At 64.7% G+C, this 20,857-nt stretch carries 17 protein-coding genes; 8 read left to right on the forward strand and 9 right to left on the reverse strand.

Translation table 11 applies throughout. The annotated features are described in order from the left end of the window. Positions 1-4: 4 nt before the first annotated feature. From BMX78_RS05520 to BMX78_RS05535, 4 genes are all read right to left on the reverse strand, one after another. A complete protein-coding gene (locus tag BMX78_RS05520) occupies positions 5-1,015 on the reverse strand; it encodes a glycoside hydrolase family 16 protein (protein ID WP_286138805.1) in 1,011 nt (336 codons plus the stop codon). 63 nt (positions 1,016-1,078) lie between these two features. Further along, positions 1,079-1,465, reverse strand: a complete 387-nt coding sequence (locus BMX78_RS05525; protein WP_091417406.1) for a DUF1622 domain-containing protein — start codon at positions 1,463-1,465, stop codon at positions 1,079-1,081. Positions 1,466-1,587: 122 nt separating this feature from the next. Next, on the reverse strand, positions 1,588-2,448 hold the full coding sequence (locus tag BMX78_RS05530) for an SDR family oxidoreductase (protein ID WP_091417409.1): 861 nt from the start codon (positions 2,446-2,448) through the stop codon (positions 1,588-1,590). 3 nt (positions 2,449-2,451) lie between these two features. Next, a complete protein-coding gene (locus BMX78_RS05535) occupies positions 2,452-3,372 on the reverse strand; it encodes an MSMEG_6728 family protein (RefSeq protein WP_091417411.1) in 921 nt (306 codons plus the stop codon). Positions 3,373-3,527: 155 nt separating this feature from the next. Between BMX78_RS05535 and BMX78_RS05540 the strand changes: the two genes are divergently transcribed. Next, positions 3,528-4,118: a hypothetical protein gene (locus tag BMX78_RS05540; RefSeq protein ID WP_091417414.1), complete on the forward strand. Its 591-nt coding sequence runs from the start codon at positions 3,528-3,530 to the stop codon at positions 4,116-4,118. A gap of 164 nt (positions 4,119-4,282) precedes the next feature. Here the strand turns inward: BMX78_RS05540 and BMX78_RS05545 are convergent, their stop codons facing one another. Continuing rightward, entirely contained in the window at positions 4,283-4,939 is a 657-nt protein-coding gene (locus tag BMX78_RS05545) for a transglycosylase family protein (RefSeq protein WP_091417417.1), read from the reverse strand. Positions 4,940-5,227: 288 nt separating this feature from the next. Here BMX78_RS05545 and BMX78_RS05550 point away from each other — a divergent pair, with 288 nt between their 5' ends. From BMX78_RS05550 to BMX78_RS05560, 3 genes are all read left to right on the forward strand, one after another. Continuing rightward, positions 5,228-6,289, forward strand: coding sequence for an adenosine deaminase (locus BMX78_RS05550; RefSeq protein ID WP_139204883.1), 1,062 nt, complete (start codon positions 5,228-5,230; stop codon positions 6,287-6,289). A gap of 265 nt (positions 6,290-6,554) precedes the next feature. Then, positions 6,555-7,472: a pullulanase X25 domain-containing protein gene (locus BMX78_RS05555; protein ID WP_091417420.1), complete on the forward strand. Its 918-nt coding sequence runs from the start codon at positions 6,555-6,557 to the stop codon at positions 7,470-7,472. A 107-nt stretch (positions 7,473-7,579) separates the two neighbouring features. Then, entirely contained in the window at positions 7,580-7,909 is a 330-nt protein-coding gene (locus BMX78_RS05560; RefSeq protein ID WP_091417423.1) for an acylphosphatase, read from the forward strand. Between the two features lie 49 nt (positions 7,910-7,958). Here the strand turns inward: BMX78_RS05560 and BMX78_RS05565 are convergent, their stop codons facing one another. The 3 genes from BMX78_RS05565 to BMX78_RS05575 form a co-directional block, all read right to left on the reverse strand. Beyond that, on the reverse strand, positions 7,959-11,603 hold the full coding sequence (locus BMX78_RS05565; protein WP_091417426.1) for a TM0106 family RecB-like putative nuclease: 3,645 nt from the start codon (positions 11,601-11,603) through the stop codon (positions 7,959-7,961). A 153-nt stretch (positions 11,604-11,756) separates the two neighbouring features. After that, positions 11,757-12,962 carry a TerC family protein gene (locus BMX78_RS05570; protein WP_091417428.1) on the reverse strand — a complete coding sequence of 402 codons (1,206 nt, stop codon included), beginning with the start codon at positions 12,960-12,962 and terminating at the stop codon, positions 11,757-11,759. Between the two features lie 53 nt (positions 12,963-13,015). After that, the gene (locus BMX78_RS05575) at positions 13,016-14,743 is read right to left on the reverse strand and encodes a RecQ family ATP-dependent DNA helicase (protein ID WP_091417431.1); all 1,728 of its coding nucleotides are present in this window, start codon (positions 14,741-14,743) and stop codon (positions 13,016-13,018) included. Positions 14,744-14,988: 245 nt separating this feature from the next. On the opposite strand from BMX78_RS05575, the gene BMX78_RS05580 reads away from it, so the two are divergent. Further along, positions 14,989-17,316 carry an FdhF/YdeP family oxidoreductase gene (locus BMX78_RS05580; protein ID WP_091417433.1) on the forward strand — a complete coding sequence of 776 codons (2,328 nt, stop codon included), beginning with the start codon at positions 14,989-14,991 and terminating at the stop codon, positions 17,314-17,316. Positions 17,317-17,506: 190 nt separating this feature from the next. Here the strand turns inward: BMX78_RS05580 and BMX78_RS05585 are convergent, their stop codons facing one another. Next, entirely contained in the window at positions 17,507-17,836 is a 330-nt protein-coding gene (locus BMX78_RS05585; RefSeq protein ID WP_091417436.1) for a DUF6457 domain-containing protein, read from the reverse strand. Positions 17,837-17,999: 163 nt separating this feature from the next. On the opposite strand from BMX78_RS05585, the gene BMX78_RS05590 reads away from it, so the two are divergent. The 3 genes from BMX78_RS05590 (at position 18,000) to BMX78_RS05600 (ending at position 20,849) form a co-directional block, all read left to right on the forward strand. Then, positions 18,000-18,350: a GNAT family N-acetyltransferase gene (locus BMX78_RS05590; RefSeq protein WP_091417439.1), complete on the forward strand. Its 351-nt coding sequence runs from the start codon at positions 18,000-18,002 to the stop codon at positions 18,348-18,350. A gap of 178 nt (positions 18,351-18,528) precedes the next feature. Beyond that, positions 18,529-19,440, forward strand: coding sequence for a serine hydrolase (locus BMX78_RS05595; protein ID WP_091417442.1), 912 nt, complete (start codon positions 18,529-18,531; stop codon positions 19,438-19,440). A gap of 47 nt (positions 19,441-19,487) precedes the next feature. Continuing rightward, on the forward strand, positions 19,488-20,849 hold the full coding sequence (locus tag BMX78_RS05600; RefSeq protein ID WP_091417444.1) for an MFS transporter: 1,362 nt from the start codon (positions 19,488-19,490) through the stop codon (positions 20,847-20,849). The last annotated feature ends 8 nt before the right edge of the window (positions 20,850-20,857 follow it).

Genomic DNA, 20,857 nt, shown 5'->3' on the forward strand with positions numbered 1-20,857 from the left:
CATCCTAGCCCTTCTCCCAGATAGCAACCCAGTCAACGTACAGATGGCCGCTGGTTTCAGGGGCCGGGCATACCGGCAGGCACGATTCAGTCTGCAGGATGTAATGCATGGGCGTGTCAGGAGTCGATGTCGCGCTGATGCCGATTGACCTGCCATCAAGAAAAAACTCAACCCTTCCGGGGTTCCACTCGATGGTGGCAGTGTGCCAGGAGCTGAATGTTGCCGTGGTGTGGAACATGTCAATGTGCTCGCCCTCAGCGCTGCCGGTAGCGTGCATGGCAGCGAAAATCGATGACGCTAAATCTCCTTCGGGAAAGTCGATCTCGCCATCCTCCGGCCACTGCTTGCTGTCGGGCCAGAGCAACCAGGCTGTTTTGTATCCCGGCAGTGGATCGGCCTTAAACCGTACAGAGTAGCGTCCGTAGAGTTGGCTGTTGTAGGGGCGCCCGCTGGTCTCACTGAACTTGGGCGACGGCGCTGCGCCCATTGAAGTGCCGTTTTCGGAGTGCAGATACATGTCCAGGACGCCGTCTTTGACGCTGAGGACCTTGGACGGGAAATACCCGGACTTCGCCTCATTCAGCTGGGCCGCTGTATCCGGCGTGCCGTCAGCATAATTTTCGCTCCACTTCGCGCCGTACTTCCCGCCTGGGAATTCGCCGACAGGGACATTTCCGTTGACAAAATCCTCGGCAAAGACCTGCTTCCAACCGGGCAGGTTTCCGATAGGCATGGCTTCTCCGCTGGGCGGATTGGCTGCCAGAGCGGGAGAACCAGGGGCCTCTCCCGCTCTGGTGCTTTGGACCGGTGATGAATCGGAAACGAAACTCAGCGCGCCAAAGGCCAGAACCGACAACACGACCGTCAGCACGACGGGGCGTACCTGCATGCGACGCCGGGATTTCTCCGCGCCGTCAGCCCGTGCAGGGGCCGCTTCGATGGTTCTGGTTCCGATCATTGCATTCAATTGCCTCTGCGGGCCGGCGGCAAGATACAGGCACTGTACCGCAGTCATTACGGGGCGGGATATGCGCCCCGGTAAGTGCGCGCTGCTCTCTCCGCGCCACTCCAGGAGTTTCTAACCTGCCGTTGCTTCCGCAGGGTCACCTGACTGCTTCTGCCACGGCCAGCGCCCGGTGATTTCAAGCTCGAGGGAAAAACTGAGGAATGTCCTGATCAGCACAATAATTGCCAGGACTCCCACGGTCTCGAAGGTGGGCGTGACGGCGACAGTGCGGATGATGTCCGCGGCAACCAAGAGCTCAAGCCCCAGCAGAATGGATCTGCCCAAGAGTTGGCGGTATAAGCGGTAGAAGCTCAGTTTCCCGGTGCCGGCAGGGAGCCTTCGCGGCTGATGGCCTCGAAGCGCCAGAGGGATGGACACCAGGGCACCGATCACCATCACAGCTACGCCCGCGAAATCGACAACCTGCCCGGCAGCCTCAATAACTTCCCGAAAATCCATGTTCCCGCCTCACCCTGCCGAACGCCTGTCCGGACTCCTGCACCAACACCGGCACGGAACTCCCGCGCAGCCAGCCTAAACGCCGCGCCGCGGTCCGCGCCGGAACCCGGCCGCAGCGGAAGCTATGGGTGGCGCACGCCGTTCCCGGCCAGGATGTCCCTGTAGCCATCCCTGAAGGACGGAAAAGCGAAACCAAAGCCAGTGCCGCGAAGGAGGCTGTTGCTGCAGCGCTTGTTTCCAGCGCGGGCAGGTCCGGCGTCACCCACCGGCGGCTCCGTCATGCCCAGTTCGCCGGCAAGGAACCGGAGTACGGTGCCCAGGTCGGCCGGGTCATCGTCCACACCAACATAGACGGGGGCCGGTTCAGCAGTCATGGTGGCCAGATGGACAATCGCTGCGGCTGCGTCATCACGGTGGATGCGGTTGGTGTACCGGATGTCCTGGGGGACGACGGCGGCACCGCTGCGCACCTGGTCGATCAGCCTGGTCCGGCCGGGCCCGTAAATGCCGCCCAGCCGCAGGGATACAGCGGCGGTTGATGTCCCGGCGAGCCGCTCCCGGAGAAGTTCCTCAGCCTCTACAAGGATCCGGCCGGAGAATCCGCCAGGAGCGGGCGGTGTTCCCTCGTCCACCCAGCCGCCGCCGGCATCGCCGTATACCGCCGTGGACGAGACAAAAAGCACTCTGCCCGGCGTCACGCCGTCGCGCGCTAATGCGTCCAGGACGTTGCCGACTCCCTGCACGTACGCGGCCCGGTAGGCCGCTTCCGTTGGTGAATCTGCGGCTACGGAAATGACGACGGCGGCAGTGTCCGCCGGGACGGGCGGAAGGCTGGGCGCACTCAAGTCAGCGGCAACACCTTCGATGGCGGCCGGCAGTTTCGAGGGGGAGCGGCGCCATCCCACCACGCGATGGCCCAGGGCAGCGAACCGCAGGCCCGCTTCGGTACCCAGGTCGCCGCAACCGGCAAGGAGGATCGTCATACGCTACGGTGCCTCAACCGGGAAGAATACGCGGGGATCCTGCAGGAGCGCCGGGTAGGTGAAGGCTGAGCGGTCGATGATCTCGGTCACCGTGAAGTTCCTGCCGAAGCGTCCGTCCTCCAGTGTGATGGGCCTGCCCACCACCTGTCCCACGGCAAACTTGTGGCCGTGTTCGAAGGGGACAGCGACCGGCGTTTTCCCGGGAAGCGTGGAGAAGGCCTCCTCCTGCGCCAGGCGCTTGCGGGTGGGCTTCTTCTGCTGCGGTTTGGGGGCCGCCTTTCGCGGCTGCTTGGAAGGGCGGCGGGAGCCGTCGTCGATGTAGACAGGGGAGTAGCCGTCATCCGGCTCTTCCACGGCAGCCGCGGCAGCGGGAAAACCATGCACCGGGGGAAGCGCCACCGTGTCCAGGGCCTGGGGGTCGACGTCGTGATGCGGGGACCGGAGGATCCACAGAATGTCCCCCTCGGGTTCCTGCGGCAGGAACTCGTGTTTCGGCTCCGGCCAGAGGTAGTCCATGTCCGGCACCGCGTCCTCAAATATGGAGGTGTAGAACTTGGGTTCCTTGCGCACCAGCTTGGAGCGGTGGCTGAGGTGGAAATCGGGGTCCCCAAGCCAGGGCGGCATCGGAATCTTCGCGGCGTAGTCCGGGTGGGCCGCCTGCGGCGCGAACTCGGTGATGTTCTCCCGCGTCTTATCCGGGTGCCCGCGCTTGGTCCATTCGTCCACCATCGCCAGCCCGTACATGGTCAGGGCCGGCACGTACCCCATCCACATCCGGATTGCCGGGTGGGTCTGCCAGCCGTATCCGGGAATGACCAGGGCGCGCAATGTCTGGAGCGCTTCGACGCGCTGTTTGCCGAGCCGGGCGGTATCCAGGGCGGCGGCGCTCTGCCGGAAATCGGGGTACGGGAGGAAGGTTTGCATCCCTTCAGTCTGACGGCAGCCTGCGGATGTGCCAATTGCAGTGCCGGGCGCCACACGCAGAACGCCGAAGTGTTCACATAGTGGACCTATGCATACAGCGCGGAGTCAAAACCACTAAGATCTCCGCAACACCCCACCATTTTGGAAGCCCACTCATGACATCAACACCTGAAAAAACCGCCGGAATCCCCCACTCCTTCGCGCCCCGCTACGGGCAGATGCTGAGTCCGGAAGCTAAGGGCATCCTGGTCCTTGACGAATTTACCCTAGACCCCGAGATTGCGCGGAAGGACCAGCACCGTTTCCGCGACGGCATCGCCGCCGTCGCCCGGACGGTCCGCCGTATCGCAGCCCTTCGGGTAATCATCGCGATCGTGGCAATCGGCAATCTTCCGCTGTTCCTGCTTTCCAGCGGGTGGTGGATTTACGGCGTTTCCCTCGCTCTCGTGGTCGCTGTGCACACCGCCGTGACGCTGTTGAACCGGCACGAGCCGCGCCTTAAGCAGCAGTCGGCGCTGGAGCTGCACATGCACCGGGAGAAGAGCGCCAATTACCGCAAGGTCCGCGACGCCGTGAAGTACATGATCGACACCCCCAGCCGCATGAACGAGCACCTCTACCTGGAGCTCCTGGCGGTCAAGCGGGTCGCCCTCAACCTGGCCCACGGCACCGTTGCCCTGCTGGACACCAGCGACGAGTCCGCCTGGAAGGTGCGGATCGTCCGCGAAATTCCTGCCCGCAGCTAAGGCCTCTGCCTTCCGCGGCACTTAAAAAAGTACGACGCCGGCGCGCCCCTTCTGGGGGCACGCCGGCGTCGTTTTTGGTCAACGGAATTTGTCTATCGCCGACCTGTTTTGGGAGACCGTACCGGCCTCACTCACTACCGCGCCGTCAATGAGGCGGCAGCGGTTCATGCGGGAAGCTGGATGACCTGTCCCTCGAAGACGAGGTTCGGATCGGAAATGGTGTCCAGGTTGGCGTCGGCAAGCTGCTGCCAACCGCCGTTGATGCCCAGCTTTCCGGCCACGATGCTCAAGGTGTCACCGGCCTGCAGTGTGTACGTCTCGCCGCTCAGGGCCACTGCTTTCACGTGCTTGGCCGCCGGAGCCGTGGCAGGGGCCACTTGGACGGGTGCGGCCTGCACCGGTGCGGCCTGGACGGGTGCCGCCTGAACTGGAACGCTCTGCACCGGCGCGCTCTGCTGAACCACGCCGGTAGCTCCGCCGCTCAGGCCAAGCTGTGCTGCGCAGGAGGGCCAGGCTCCCCAGCCCTGTGCAGCCTGGACCTGCTCGGCCACGGCAATCTGCTGCTCACGGCTGGCGTCTGCGGCCGAACCACTGCCGCCGTAAGCTGCCCAGGTGCTCGGGGTGAACTGGAGGCCGCCGCTGAAGCCGTTGCCGGTGTTAATGGCCCAGTTGCCGCCGCTCTCGCACTGTGCCAGTGCGTCCCAGGTGGAAGTGCTGGTAGCGGCGTTTGCCGCCGTTGCCGAAAGTGCGAGACCTGCGGCCGAAATGGCGGCCACGGTGGCTCCACGGCGTGCGGCAGTACGGAATCTGGTGTTGTTCATGATGGTTATGCTCCTGAAGGCCACCGGCGCTGGTTCCGTCCCCGGAGATCATCGCGCCACTGCCCGCCCCTGACGAATAGAGGTCAATTTCGGTGGCTGCCTGCTGGGCAGTTCTGGTGGAGGCAGCACCTGGCATTCATGTCGCCCGCTGGCCGGGCATGTGTTTCACGCTAGGACATACCAGGTGCGTTATCAAACTGAGATCTTGTCTGGGCAAAGGCTGGTGGTTTCCTGAATGGACTTTCCACCAGCGAGGCGTGAACCCGGCGGGGGCACTATCCTGACCGGATGGATAACTTTGCGGGCGGTAGTGCCGTGGCCGAAACCGAACCCGAAACAGCTGAACCGGACGTCTCTGCCAGGCCCCTGCCCGTGGCCGAACTGCACCTTCATATCGAGGGGACTCTCCAGCCGGAACTTATTTTTGCGCTTGCAGAACGGAACGGCATCAGCTTGCCGTACTCGGGACTGGATGAGCTGCGGGCGCGCTATGAGTTCACCGACCTGCAGTCCTTCCTGGACCTGTACTACGCCAACATGGCCGTGCTGCAGACAGAGCAGGATTTTGCCGACATGACCCGCGCGTACCTGGAGCGCGCCGCCGCTGCCGGGGTGCGGCATGCCGAAATCATGATGGACCCGCAGGCGCACACGTCCCGCGGCATCCCGCTGGAAACCTGCGTCAACGGCGTCGCCTCCGTCCTGGCCACTTCGCAGGAAGAGTTCGGGATCTCCACCCTGCTGATCGCAGCCTTCCTGCGGGATCTTTCCGAAGAATCTGCGCTTGAAGTATTCGACGGCCTCCTGGCGATGAACGCACCCATCGGTGCGGTGGGGCTGGACTCGGCGGAGGTGGGCAACCCCCCGTCGAAATTCGAGCGGCTCTATGCCAAAGCCCGCGAAGCGGGCCTGCGGCTCACCGCGCACGCGGGCGAGGAGGGGCCGCCGTCGTACATTCTGGAAGCCCTGGACATCCTGGGCGTGGAGCGGATCGACCACGGCATCCGCTGCATGGAAGATCCTGACTTGGTGGAGCGGCTCGTTGACGCGCGCATCCCGCTGACGGTCTGCCCGCTATCGAATGTCCGGCTGCGTGCGGTGGACACCCTGGCGGACCACCCGCTGCCCGCCATGCTCGCCGCGGGCCTGAACGTCTCCGTCAATTCGGATGATCCCGCCTACTTCGGCGGCTATGTGGACGACAACTTCAGCCAGTTGGACGCGGTATTCGAACTCTCCGATTTCGACAAAGCCCGGCTGGCCGCGAACTCCATCCATTCGTCCTTTGCAACCGAGGAACGGAAGTCAGAGTTGCTGGCTGAACTGAACGGTCTCGAAGCGCCGCAGTGACGCCAGCTGTGTGCCAGGCAACAACCGCGCCAACTTGCCGCTAAACTTGGTGCCGCAGGCGTGTCCGGAGGGGTGCAGAACGGAGTACCTGTGGAGTCACTCCAGGGTTGTGCAGCCGGCCCTACACCCGATACTCCAGACTCACTTGCGGGAATCTCCGCTTCATAGTCGGTCACGACACGCAGAGTTAACCATTTTAAGTCGCGCGATGTAACCGGCAGTTGGCAAGATGCCTAAGACCGATCGCTTTTATAAAAGGGGAATCATGGCCAAGTCCACCGCAGAAAACACCTTCCTTCGACTCAAGACCGTTTTGGATGTCCTGGCCGAAGGCGTGTGGTCCGGTGATGCACTGAACGCGGGGCAGGTCCTCGCGGAGGCTACGGCACGCGTGCCGTTCAACGAGCACGAAGCCGAACTGCTCAGCGGCGGAATTCCCCGCGGGCACAAGACGCTGACCTCGGCCACAGCCAAGCTGGTGAAGGCAGGCTGGCTGGTCAAGGGCCGCTCCGGCTGGACCATCACCGAAGACGGCATGCGTGCCACGGTGGCCTACCCGGACGCCGTGTCCTTCGCCACGGCGCTCGACGCCGGCACCCCGGTCCCTGCCGACGTCCCGGTTCCTGCGGCTCCCGCAGGGTTCGTCCGCAAGACCACTGCCGTTGCTGAACTCCCGGCGCCGGCCGCGGCCAAGGCTGAGCCCAAAAAGGCCACCAGGAAAACGCCTGCCAAGAAGGCTGCCGCGGCTGTGGGCAAGGCTGCCAAGGTGATCGAGGACGCCGTCGAGCCCGTGGTCAAGGCCGTACGCAAGGGCAAGGCTCCGGCCAAGGCCGATGAGTCCGCTGCCGCGGAGCCGTTCGAGGGCCCGGATGTTGAGACGCACCCGCAGCCGGAGGCAGTGGCTGTTGCGGGCGATTTCAACACCATCCTTGGTGCACCCGAGAACTGGGCCCCGCAGTACGACGAAGCCCAGATGGAGTTCGACTTCCTGGACCAGCTGTGGAAGAAGAGTGCGGAGCTGCCGGCCGGCCACTACACCTTCAAGATCGCCCTGAACCGGTCCTGGGACGAAAACTACGGCGCGTTCGGCACCTTCGATGGCCCGAACCACGAGCTGTACCACGACGGCGGCACGGTCACCATCCGCTACAACCACAGCACCCGCGACATCACCATCAACTAACCGTTCCGCCCTCCCAACTGGGTAGCGCCAAGTGTCGTTTTGAAGGTTCAAAACGACACTTGCTGCTACTTACTTGGGTGGGGCGGCGCTGGCGGAGGGCAGGCACTATGGCGAGGCACGCAGGTTCACCGTCCGAAGAGCCTGATCCGGCTGCGTCTGATGCCGGGGCCGTGCGGCTTACTGCCCGCGTTTTTGGGGTGGTGCAGGGTGTTGGATTCCGCTACTGGACCATGGGCAAGGCGGACGAGCTGGGCCTCAGCGGCGAGGTGAGGAATCTCGACGACGGTTCCGTCGCCTTGGTAGCCGAGGGGCCGCAGTGGAAGGTCCATGAACTCCGGGAATGGCTGAACTCGGACCGGACCCCCGGGCGGGTGGAACGGGTGGAGGATTCCATCTCTGAAGCTGACGGCACCTTCCGCGGCTTCAATGCACGCTAAGACCACTACGCGCGTGCTCGATCCCGCATGTGCTTGAGCACGGCGGACTTCATTCCCTTGGACTCAGCCCGATGAAGGCCCCCAGTTCCTCCAGGGCTGCGGGCCGGCGCGGCATGTAGTTGGTGAGCTCGGGGGAGCGGATGATGACTGCCCGCCACTGGCCCCGGGAGACTGCCACGTTGATGCGGTTCCTGTTCAGCAGGAACTCAGCGCCGCGCGGTGCCTCACTGACTGCAGAGCAGGTCATCGAGACCAGCACCACGGGCGCCTCCTGGCCCTGGAACTTGTCCACCGTTCCTACCCGCACGTCCGGCAGGCCATCCTCCGCCAGGGCCTTCCGGATGAGGTGGACCTGGGCGTTGTAGGCGGCCACTACCAGCAGGTCTTCCTGGCCGAGCGGACGGGACTCGCTGTCCGCACCCGGCGTCCACTTCAGCCCGAGGTGCCGGCGCACCTGGCGAACCACCTCTGCCGCTTCCTCCTTGGAGGCGGTGGCGTTGCCGCTGTGGTTGACGAAGGCCGTTTCCACACCCGGAGGAAGCTGTTCCAGTTGGCGCTGGGAGGCTGCCGGTGCGGACTGGAGCTTTCCCTCGTAGCTGAGCCGGGAGACGGCGCGGCACAATTCGGGGTGCATCCGCCAGCTGTCCGCGAGGAAGTATCCCAGGTTGGCCGGCAGGGTGGCGTGCCCGGCGGCGAGCCATCCCAGCGCTGATTCGTCCACGGGTTCCGGGTGCGCGCCCTGCGTGACCTGGGGCAGTTGCTGGGGGTCGCCGAGCAGCAGGAGCCGCTTTGCCGCCCTGGAAACGGCAAGCGTGTTGGCCAGCGAGAATTGCCCGGCCTCATCGATGACCAGCAGGTCCAGTGCACCGGCCGGTACCTCCTTGCCCGTCATGGTCCAGGCGGTGCCGCCCACCAGGCAGCCGCCTGGCGAGGACAGGAGCCGTGCAACGTCGCCTTCGGTGGTGGCAGGCCAGGGAACATCGTGCGGGGACGCGAGCTTCTTCGCCACTACGGCCGGATCCACACCGCCCGTGGCGATGGCACAGCAGAGCAGGTTTTCGACCACATTGTGCGACTGGCCCACCACTCCGATCTTCCAACCCTCTTCAACCAGGCGGCCAATAACGTGTGCACCGACATACGTCTTTCCGGTGCCCGGAGGGCCCTGGACAGCCAGGTAGGAGCAGTCGAGGTCGCGGACAGACGCGGTGATCGCCGCGGCGTAATCGGCAGAACCATCAGGCCCGTGCGGGACGTCCACCGGCTGCCGGATAGTCCGGAATCGCGGGGGCTGTTTGCGCAGGATGTCCAGCCCCGGTTGTGCCGGCAGCGAAGGCACTGACGTTCCGACGCTGGCGGCGATTTCCGCGATCGCAGCTTCGATGCTGGACGTAGCGAGGGGCTGGTCCTCGGTCAGAGCAACGGGAATGTGCTGGTACGCCGCAACCTTGCCGGTTTCGCGCTCAGCAATGGTGATGACGGTGTGTTCGGGGTTGTCCGGGGCCGGTGAGACCGCGCTGATCCTGGTTCCGAAGGTAAAAGCCCTGGCGCCCGGAGCGGCATCGGGATCTGCCATGCCATCCGGCGGCGGGGCATCATAGAGCCGGCACCAGTTTGAACCAGCCCGGAAGTCCGATCCCTCGGTCATGGTGCCCTCCAACCGAAGGACCCGGGTCCGCATGCGCTCCCGCGGCTTGGCCAGCGCCCAGTCGGAAGTAACTTCTGCCGATGACACCACAAAGACATTCCGCTGGTCGGACCAGTTCTCGATGGGTGCTTCCACCCGGTCGAAGTGCTGCCACCAGAACTGCTTGCGTTCGCGGCGGTGGTAGCCGGTAGCCGCGGCAACCATGGCGATGGCGCGTTCATCATCGGTCCAGGGGCGGGTGTCCGGCAGCCCGGCCAAGTATTCGCGCAGCCGGCGCTCTTCGGGAGTTTCAGGAGTTCCGGCAGCCTCGTCCGGCACTTCCCTGCGTTCATCCACTTCAGTCCCAGCGGATGAACCAGTCAGCGCTTTCGAGGCTGCCGTGGACGCAGCTTCCGTCCCGGCTGGCCCGGCGATTTCCAGCAGCCAGTCGCGCAAATGGAGTGTGGAAAGGCAGTCGTACCGGTTGTAGTCGGAGATGGACGCCAGGATTGTTGCCGCCTCCGCCTCGTTCCCCGCATCACGGGCCGCGCAGTATGCGGCGTAGGCAACTACGGAGGCACCGGCGTCCTTGACGTCCCCGGAACGGAGGTTGTCCCCCATGTACAGCGGTTCGAGCTTTTTGATGGAGTACGACGCTTCGGAAATGCGCAGTGATTGCCGCACCGTGGCGTAGAGGTCCACGAGCAGGCCTTCGCGGAGCCAGGCGTCAACGGTGTCCTCACCGGCCTGGTGCGCAAGGGAAAGGTTCCGCAGGGCTGTCTTTTCGTAGGCGGCGTAATGGTAGACGTGCATGTCCGGATACCGTGCGCGGCGTTCCTCTACATAGGCCAGGAAATCCAGGAAGGCCCGGCGTTCTTCGGATCGGGAGTGGGCCCAGAACGGGCGGAAAGCAGGATCACCGGAACTCCCGGCAACAGGTGCCTCGATCACCCCGAAGAGGTACTCGATGCCCCACGCTCCCGTGGCCGGGTCCTGCCACAGAGGATCGCCCTCGAAGTCGAAAAAGATGTCTCCCGGGCTGGGTGCGGGGAGCGCCCCGATGCGGTTCTCCGGCAGGATCGTGAATGACACTGTGTGCGGCTGGCCGTCTTTAGTGAACGTCCTGGACCCGGCGGCTGCATCCAGGCCCAGCTGCATCCGCGCCTGTGCCCGGAGCCGGACCACTGAGTTCTTCGCCTCGTCAGCAGGCATGGCCGCGAGCTGGTCGATGGTGGTGATGCCGGCGGCATGAAGCTTCCGGCGCTGCACCACAGACATCCCGGCCACCATCAGCAGGTCCCGATGCTCTTGCACCTGCTCGGAGCAATAGTCGCAGCGGCCGCAGTGCACGATCCCGGGCTGCTGCCACTGCACAGGGGTATCAGCGGCGCGGTGCTGCGCTGTCAGCTGGCGGAAGCGCCGGCGTCGTTCCCGGAACACAGGCAGCAGGTCCGGAAGGGAGTGGCTGCTGCGAAGCCAGTCATCTCCCACACGGGTTCCGAGCACCAGGGTCACGGTGGGGGAGGGGTCAAGGCCCATCCCAAGGAGCTGGTCACCATACGCTGCCAGTTGCAGCAGGGCGCCCACTTTGGCATGCCTGGCCAGTTTCGTATCCCAGACTTCGTAACGCCCGGGGCTGCCCGTGCCGGCCGCCTCGTTGACGAGGAAGTCCGCGTAACCCAGGAATTCGCCGTCGAAGAACGTGGCCTGGAAAACGACGTCGGCCCCGGAGCGCAGCGCGAGCTCGGTTTCCGCGTGCTTGGCCTGGAGCTCCCCGCGCAGGTTTTGCCCACGTTCGAGCGAGTACACCCCCGCACCACGGCTGGCATCCCACTCGCCATACTTGGCGACCAGGCTGGCAAGGACGGTCTGTTCGTGCTTGTCGCCGAGTTCGCCGGCGCGGACCTGCATCTCATCCGCTGCGAATTCGGCCTTCGGGAAACGGCCCAGTTTTTCATCCAGGACCCGGAGCGTTCGGTACTCACACTCGCTGGCCACCACCAGATCGCTGGCGGAAAACACCAGATCCGGCGGCGCACCGGCAGCTGCAGCTTCGAGCAAAAACACGGGGCCTCCCCATCGACAGCCGGGCTGTGATCATTAGCCTAAGGACGGTTCCCCTGGCCTTAGAACCAACCTAGCAAGGGGTACCGACAATCCGGTGCGGGACTGATGTTCCGGCAGCGGGCAAACCGCGACCAACCAGCAAGCGGACAGGTGTCAGCTCCCGTGGGCCGCCGCCCGGACCTGTGCCTTGTCGTGCTCCGCGTGCGCGCTGCGCAGCAGGTTCATGAACTCGGTCTCGTTGCGGACGAGCTTTTTGTACTTCTCCGGCAGCTTTCGGATCTGGTCCTCCTCGCGGCACATGGCAGCGAAGATTTTGTCCCGTTCGGCCATGTCCGTCTCGTAGTTCAGGTCCAAATACTCGTTGGCATGCCGCTTGGCACCGGAGACGGCGTTCTTGGCCTTGCCCTTGGAGCTGAAAACGGAGGCCAGGATGGTCAGCAGCAGCACACCAAGGATGACGCCGAGGGAGACCTCCGTGCTGACCTCCACGACATTTACATGCTGTCCGTCATTGATGAACGGCAGGGTGTTCTCGTGCAGGGCGTGAAGGATCAGCTTCACACCGATGAAGCCCAGGATGACGGCCAGGCCGTACGAGAGGAAGATCAGCCGGTCCAGCAGTCCGTCGATCAGGAAGAACAACTGGCGCAGGCCCATCAGGGAGAAGGCCGTGGCGGTGAAGACGATGTAGACGTTCTGCGTGAGGCCGAAGATCGCAGGGATGGAGTCCAGCGCGAAAAGAAGGTCCGTGCCGCCAAGGGCCACCATCACCAGGAGCATCGGGGTGAGGACGCGCTTGCCGTTTTCAACGGTGAAGAGCTTGTCTCCGTCGTAGTGTTGCGATGCCGGGAGGAACTTCTTGGCGAGCCGCACCACCAGCCCGTCCGTGTCCTCGTCGTCGTGGTTTTCGGGCCGCAGCAGGTTTCCGGCGGTGATCAGGAGGATCAGGCCGAAGAGATAGAACACCCAGGCGAACCGGTTGATCAAGGTGGCGCCGACGAAAATAAAGGCCGTGCGGGCGATCAGGGAGAAGACGATGCCGAACAGGAGTACCTTCTGCTGGTGAGCCCGCGGCACCTTGAAACTGGCCATGATGATGAGGAACACAAAGAGGTTGTCAACCGAGAGCGCTTCTTCCGTGACGTAGCCGGCGAAGTACTCGGTGCCCATCGTTGGCCCGCCGAACAACAGCACGCCCAGCCCGAAAAGCAGTGCGATGCCGACGTAAATCGCGGACCAGGTGGCTGATTCCTTCAGTGAGGGTGTGTGGGCCTTCCGCACGTGGAAAAAGAAATCGAAAGCCAGCAGGCCAACGATCCCTGCGATGGTCAGCGTCCAGACATAAGAAGGTACTTCCACGCGGCGGCCCTTTCGTCGTCAGTGTCCTCCCAGCCTACCGAAAGCAGGCTTAGCTAAGCAGGGCGCAGGAGTTCATGCTCCACGACGGCGGTACGGGACAACGTCTTGTACCCCTCCTGCTCGAACAGGACAGTAATAACGTCGTCCTCGTGCCGCATCACCAGCCCTGGACCCCACTCTTTATGGATGACGGCCGACTGCAGCGGGAACTGCTCGTCCGCACTCGGGGAGGCCTGCCCGGATGAGCCCTTCCCGGTCGAACCCTTTCCCATGGGGCCGGGCCCGCCGTCGTGCACGTCCTTTAAGCCGGCGGCATCCGCTTGGGCGGCGGCTTCAGCGCAGGTATCGCAGTTGCCGCATGGCTCCGGCAGTTCCTCGCCGAAGTAGCCCAGCAGGAACTGTCGCCGGCAACTGTCCGTTTCCGCATAGGCACGCATCATGGTGAGCCGCGACTGGTCCACGCGCTGCCGGGCTTCGCCCAGTTCGACGGCGCGCTGCACCAGCGCGGGCAGTTTGGCTTTGGACGTGAGCCGGATGCCGCGCTTGCCTGTGGTGACTGCCCCCGCCTCCTCCAGCTGGTTGACCAGGCCGGTGACGCGGCGCACGGGAAACCCGGTCAGTTCAGCCACCGACGTCTTGGGAGCGGGCGCTTTCGCGGCCTTAAGGACCTTCAGCACGGCTTGCAGCCGGTCCGGATCCGGGGAGTTGGTGCCGAAGAATTTGCGCAGGCCGAGGTCCTCGGCGCGGTAGTGCAATACGGCCACGGCAGGCTCTCCGTCGCGTCCCGCCCGGCCGATCTCCTGGTAGTACGCGTCCAGCGACTCCGGAATGTCCGCATGCACCACAATCCGCACATTCGGCTTGTCAATACCCATGCCAAAAGCGGTGGTGGCAACCACCACGTCCAGTTGGTCGTCGAGGAACAGCTCGTGGATCCGTTCCCGGTCGGCCGCCGAACGGCCGGCGTGATAGGCCTCCGCCCGCAGCCCCTCCTTGGCCAGCTTGGCCGCGTACTTCTCGGTGTCCTTGCGGGTAGCGGCGTACAGCAGGCCCTGCCCCTGGTCCCTGGCCAGAGCCGCGACCTGTTCCAGCACTGCCTTGCGTTTGCCCTTGTCCTCCTGGTGCCGGACCACATCGAGGCTGATGTTGGGCCGGTCGAAGCCATGGACCAGGATCAGCGGGTCCTCCATACGCAGGCGTTCAGCGATCTCGTCGCGCACCGGAGGGGATGCAGTTGCGGTCAGCGCTGCCACCGGCGGGTTGCCCAGGCGCTCACGGACGCTGCCGAGGTTGAGGTAGTCGGGGCGGAAATCGTGGCCCCAGGAGGACACGCAGTGCGCCTCGTCCACCACGAACATGGAAATCTCCAGCTCAGCGATCCGGTCCACGGTCTCCTGCTTGGCGAGCTGTTCGGGAGCGAGGAACAGGAAGGTAGCCCTGCCGTTCTCAACCGCCTGCCACGAGGCCTCCAATTCAGCGTCACTACGGGAGGAATTGATCGCGACGGCGGCATCCGCACCCAGATCCCCAGCCAGCCCGTCCAGCTGGTCTTCCTGCAGGGCAATGAGGGGTGAAACCACAACGGCGGGACGTCCCGTCGTGTTTTTCAGGTGCAGTGCCGCGACCTGGTAGACAGCAGACTTGCCGTAGCCGGTGGGCATCACCGCCAGGACATCGCGGCCGGCTGCGAGGGCAGCCATTCCGGCCAGCTGACCGTCGCGGAGGCGGGGCAGGGAGAAGGAAGAGGCCGCCAGGGCGGCGAGGGCACGATCGTCGGGCATAGGGAGCGGCTCCGCAACGGTGGATCCTGCGGCCGGTTGCTTCAGCCGAGATAACCAGCCTAGCGCGGCCGGGGGACGCCGTCGTCGGTGTTCGCGGCTATGTGGACAAGTCCGGCGCTCCCGTTGTACACATCCGGCCCGGCATCCTTGACTTCCCGGCCACCTGTGAACAACTGTTGAAGGGAACCGGTCCCGTGGCAGGTGCACGGTATTTTCGGGACCGGGCCAAGTAAGGAGAATGCAGCGTGGCGCGCAAGAATCCGAAGGTTGAAGAGGCAGACGAGTCCGAACTTGAGGTGACCGGACACCCCAAAACCTGGGCCGCCGGAGTCCCCGGTGTCTACCACTCCATGAAACCTGCGCTGGAGCACATGGGCCTGGAGCGGTCCAGGAAAACCCTGCTGGCGCTGAACCAGAAGGACGGTTTCGACTGCATGAGCTGCGCCTGGCCGGACCCGGGCCACCGCAAGACGTTCGAATTCTGCGAGAACGGCGCCAAGGCAGTTACCTGGGAGGCCACCCCGGTAGTGGTCGCCTCGGAGTTCTGGGCTGAGCACCCTGTCAGCGAGCTGCGGGAAAGGTCAGAGTACTGGCTGGGGATGCAGGGGCGCCTGACCGAGCCCGTGTACAAACCGGCCGGCGAGGACCATTACCGGCCCATGGGCTGGGACGAGGCGTTCGGCATCCTCGCAGACAAGCTCAATTCCTTGCCAAGCCCTGACCAAGCGGCCTTCTACACCAGCGGCCGCACGTCCAACGAGGCAGCGTTCCTGTACCAGCTGTTCATCCGCGGGTACGGCACCAACAACCTGCCGGACTGCTCCAACATGTGCCACGAATCCTCCGGCTGGGCCATGGGGCAGACCATCGGCGTGGGCAAAGCCACGGTCTCTTACAACGACTTTGAAAAAGCTGACCTGATCATCATCCTGGGGCAGAACCCAGGGACCAACCATCCTCGGATGCTCACGGCGCTGGAGGAAGCCAAGGACGCCGGCGCGCAGATCGTTGCCGTCAACCCGCTGCCGGAGGCGGGCCTGATGCGGTACAAGAATCCGCAGCGGGTGAAGGGCATCATCGGCCACGGCACGGACCTGGCTGACCAGTTCCTGCAGATCCGGCTCGGCGGGGACATGGCGCTGCTGCAGGCGGTCTCCAAGCGGATACTGGCCGCCGAAGCCGCGGCACCGGGCACCGTGCTGGACCATCAGTTCCTGGAGGAGCACTGCCAGGGCCTTGACGAGCTGAAGGCACACCTCGCCACCTTGGACGAAGCCACCGTCCTTGAGGCCACAGGGCTGCGTTCGGACGAAATCGACGAACTGGCGGACCGCTACCTGCGGGCAGACAAAGTAATCATCACCTGGGCCATGGGCATCACCCAGCACAAAAAAGCCGTGGCCACCATCAAGGAGATCATCAACCTGCTGCTGCTCCGGGGCAACATCGGCAAACCCGGCGCCGGCGCCTCGCCCATCCGTGGACACAGCAACGTTCAGGGGGACCGCACCATGGGCATCTGGGAGCAGATGCCGCCTGCATTCCTGGACGCCCTCGGCAAGGAGTTCAGCTTCGAACCGCCCCGGGAGCACGGTGCGGACGCCGTGGAGACCATCCGGCAGATGCGCGACGGCGGCATCAAGGTTTTTGTGGGGCTGGGCGGCAACTTCGTGGGCGCCATGTCGGACACCCACGCTGCTGAAACAGCGATGGAGAGCACTGAACTGTCCGTCCAGATCTCCACCAAGCTCAACCACTCCCACGCCGTGACCGGCGCCGAGGCCCTGATCCTGCCCACGCTGGGGCGCACCGAGATCGACCGCCAGGAATCCGGCCCGCAGTTTGTTTCGGTGGAGGACACTGTTTGCGCGGTCCACGCCTCCCACGGAACCGTGGAGCCCGTGGCGCCGGGACTGCTTTCCGAAGTGGCGATCGTCAGCCGGCTGGCGCGCCGGGTTCTGGGCGACCGGATCGCCGCCGACTGGGCAGGCTTCGAAAAGAACTACGACCTCATCCGGGAGCACATCTCCCACGTGGTGGTGGGCTGCGAGGACTACAACCGGAAGATCAGGCAGGAAGGCGGCTTCATCCTGCCCAACGGGCCCCGGGACTCGCGCACCTTCAACACCCCCACGGGCAAGGCCATTCTTACCGTCAATGAACTCGAACACGTGGAACGGCCGGCCGGCACCCTGATCCTGCAAAGCATGCGCTCGCACGACCAGTTCAACACCACCATCTACGGCCATAACGACCGCTACCGGGGCATCAAGAAGGGCCGCGAGGTAGTGTTCGTGAACCCGGCAGACCTCACCGAACTGGGGCTGGAGGACGGGCAGCACGTGGACATCTGGGGCGTCTACCCGGACAACACTGAGCGGGTCCTGCGGAACTACCGGGTGGTGTCCTACCCTACGGCCCGCGGGTGCGCCGCCGCCTACTACCCCGAGGCCAACGTCCTGGTGCCGCTGGAAAGCGTGGCCGAGGGCAGCCAGACGCCCGTGTCCAAGGCAGTGATCGTGAAGCTCGAGCCGGTTCTGGTCCTCGAAGAGGAGCCGACGGCGGCGGGGTAGCGGTGGTTGAGCCTGTCGAAACGGCACTTCACCAGCCCGATTTCGACAGGCTCAATCACCGGCTTACGACTGGCTCAATCACCGGGGGCTCACGACAGGCTCAATCACCGGGCCCTCATGACAGGCTCAATCACCGGGCCCTAGGATAAGCGCAATCAGCGGGCCCTAAGACGAGCTCAATCACGGGCTCTTATTGGGCAGTGTCCGCCCAGCCCTGGCTGGCGGGGCCGCCGTCGTGCCCGTCGTCGCAAAGGCCAAAGGCAACGCTGGCCGCCCGCTGCACCGCCGCACTGGATGCTTCCCTTGATCCGGCACTGCCGGTGCCGGCTTCCAGCCCGGCGGCGTAGCCCACCAGGAACGTGGTGACCGGGGCGGCGGGGTGGATTATGGAGTCGGCGGACTTGCGGGCCAGGTCCAGGAGCAGTTCGTTGTCCACCTTGAGGTCCAGGATCTGCAGCGCCTGGGCAAGCCTGTTGCTCCACTGGTCCAGCACTTGTGCTTCTTCGTCACTGACTGCCATGGTCTGCTCCTTCGTCAACTTTGCCGTGCGGGTGGCCGTTCCGGTGCTGACACTACAAGGCTTCACCACGGAAGTCACCGGGTGCCTGGAACGGAAATAAGGGCGGCCCCGGCCGGGTTAGGCTTGGCAAGGGCAGCAACACAACCGCATCGAAGGAGTCCCCTTGAGTGAGATCACCGTCCGCCACAACGCCGGCCGCGAGCGTTTCGAAATCCTGGACGCAGGCAGCGTGATCGGCAAGGCGGCGTACAAGGAGTACGACGGCGGCGGCTCACCGCAGCGGATTTTCTATCACACGGTGATCAACGAGGAATACGGCGGCCAGGGTCTGGCAGGCCAGCTCGCCACGGTGGCCCTGGACGAAACCGTCAGCGCGGAGATGGGCATCGTTCCGGTGTGCCCCTTCATCAAGAAGTTCCTCACCAAACACCCCGAATACGCGGACAGCACTGTCCGCGTGGCACCGGCACACCTGGAGTTCCTGGACTCTGCACTGGCTGCCCGCACCCGCTGACTGACTTTGCACCCCCGCTTTCGGGGGTGCAAAGTCCACAAACGGGTGCGGATTAAAGACACGTCCGCAATCCTTACAGCCGGCTCCCAACCTCGGATGATCTAATCGACACCGCATCACGTGCCCTGTGGGCCCGCAGGATACGGATCGGTTTGTTGAGGTGGAAGAGGTAACCCGAATGCGGGACCAGGAGAGGCGTGCTGCAGCGCGGGATGTCGCTGCGCCCCGGCGGGACCGGAAGAAGCTTGCGCTGCTGTTCACGGCCGTGGCGCTGGTGATCGTGGCCATTTTTGTTCTGGCCGTAGTTCGGTCAGGGCCCTTGGCAGCAACCGGCCCGGTCCCGGGGGCTGTTCGCGAAGCGCCTGTGGCCGTGGCCCCGGATTCCCTCGAGGACAGCGTCCAGTCCATCCTTGACGATAATCCGGACTACCGGATCGGGCTGGCGATGGCCGACATCTCCGGGGACGCCGCACTCACTTTCGGCGACCAGGAGGATTTCACGGCCGCCAGCACCGCGAAGATCATCACAGCCGCCGCCTACTACCACCTGGTGGAAACCGGGGAAGCAAGCCTCGATGACCCGCTGGGGGACTACGACGCCGCTTTCCAGCTCGAGGCGATGGTCAACGAGAGCAACAACGATTCCTGGCTGCTGCTGATGGATGCGGTGGGTTATCCGCGGTTGATCGACTACGCGTCCTCCATCGGCATCAGTTACGACCCGGAGAAGAACCTCCTGACCCCTGCCGCGATGGCCCTGGTCCTGAAGCAGCTGTACGCCGGAGACCTGCTGAACCCGGACAACACCAAACAGTTGCTGGGCTACATGCAGGACACCAACAACGAGGAACTGATTCCCGCCGGCTCCCAGTCCGGAATCGAAGTGTTCCATAAATACGGCGAGTTCGACGGCGAACTCCACGACGCCGCAATCCTCGCCTACCGTGGCTCAACCTTTGTCCTGGTCATCTACACCGAGAACGAGGACGGCACCCAGGATGAAGGGCAGGCCAAGGTCATCAGGGACCTCACCGGCGTCGTGGAAAGGGCCCTGTTCCCGCCGGTGCAGGCGGGCAACAAGGCACCCTAGGGCCATCAAAGTCGCTAACGCCCGCACCGGTGGGTAAGACTGTTTCCGTGAGCAACAATCCCCGGACTGGCCTGGCGGTCGCCGGACTCAGCCTGGGCACGGCCCTGAACCCCCTGAACTCCTCCATGATCGCGGTGGCATTGGTGGTGCTCCGCGCTGACTTCGGCCTCGACGTCGCGGCCGTCACCTGGGTGGTCACCTCGTTCTACCTCGCCTCGGCGGCCGGACAGCCCGTGATGGGCAGGCTGGCAGACCGTTTCGGGCCACGGCGGATGTTTATGCTCGGCATGGCACTGGTCGCCGTCACCTGCGCGCTGGCGCCGCTCGCGCCGAACTTCGCCCTGCTGTGCGTGGCCCGGGCATTCATGGCGCTGGGTACGGCAACGGCGTATCCCAGCGCGGTGGTGATGGTGGGCGCCATAGCCCACCGGGCAAACGTTGACTCGGCCCGGCCGCTGGGGCGGCTGCAAATGGCGAACACGTCGGCCGCCGCCGTGGGCCCGGTGGTCGGCGGCCTGCTGGTGAGCCTGGTGGGCTGGGAGGCGCTGTTCCTGATCAACGTGCCGCTCGCGCTGGCCGCGCTGCTGATCGTGCGGCAGGCTGCTCCAAGGGACGAGGCCCGGGAGCGCGGCAGCGTCGCAGAACTCGTCAGGGACTCGGACATCCCCGGCATCCTGGCTTTTGTCTCAGCCCTGCTGCTGGTGATGATGGCCGCGCTCAATGTGGCGCCGGGCTACCGCTGGTGGATGCTGGCCGCCGGTACCGTCACCGCGGCCCTGTTCGCCTGGCGGGAGCTGCGTTTCAACCGGCCGTTCCTGGACCTGCGGCTCCTTGGCCGGAACCGGCCGTTGATGCTGGTGTACCTCGGCTTCGCGGTGTTCAGCAGCGTGTACTACTTCGTGTTCTTCGGCCTGCCGCAGCTGCTGCAGGAGGCCGGGGGCTACGATCCCGGCGTTGTGGGCCTGCTGATGCTGCCGCTCGCCGCGATGTCCGTGGCGGCCACCCCGTGGGCTGTCAAGGCCATCGGAAGGTTCGGTGTGCGGCGGGTGCTGATTGCCGGCGTCGTCCTGCTGACGGCCGTGGCCGCCCTGATGTGGCTGCTCACCGGCACGCTCGTGATTCCGCTGGTGGTGGTCCTGACGGCGCTGATGGGCGTTCCCTATGGCACGGTCAGTATCGCCACCAACCAGGGCATGTTCGTCTCCACCCGGCCGCAGGAGCGCGGCGTCGCGGCCGGCATCTACCAGACCTGCCGGTACGTCGGCGCCATCACCGCCACCGTAATGATCGGGGTCTTCGCCGCCGACGGTGTGCACCAGGAAAACTGGGCGCGGATGGTCCTGGCCATGCTGGTCCTGTGCGTGGTGACGTTCGGTGTGTTCCTGATGTGGAGGCAGCGGACGGACTAAGCGTCCTG

Origin of the sequence: Arthrobacter sp. OV608 (assembly GCA_900110595.1) — a bacterium.
GTDB lineage: Bacteria > Actinomycetota > Actinomycetes > Actinomycetales > Micrococcaceae > Arthrobacter.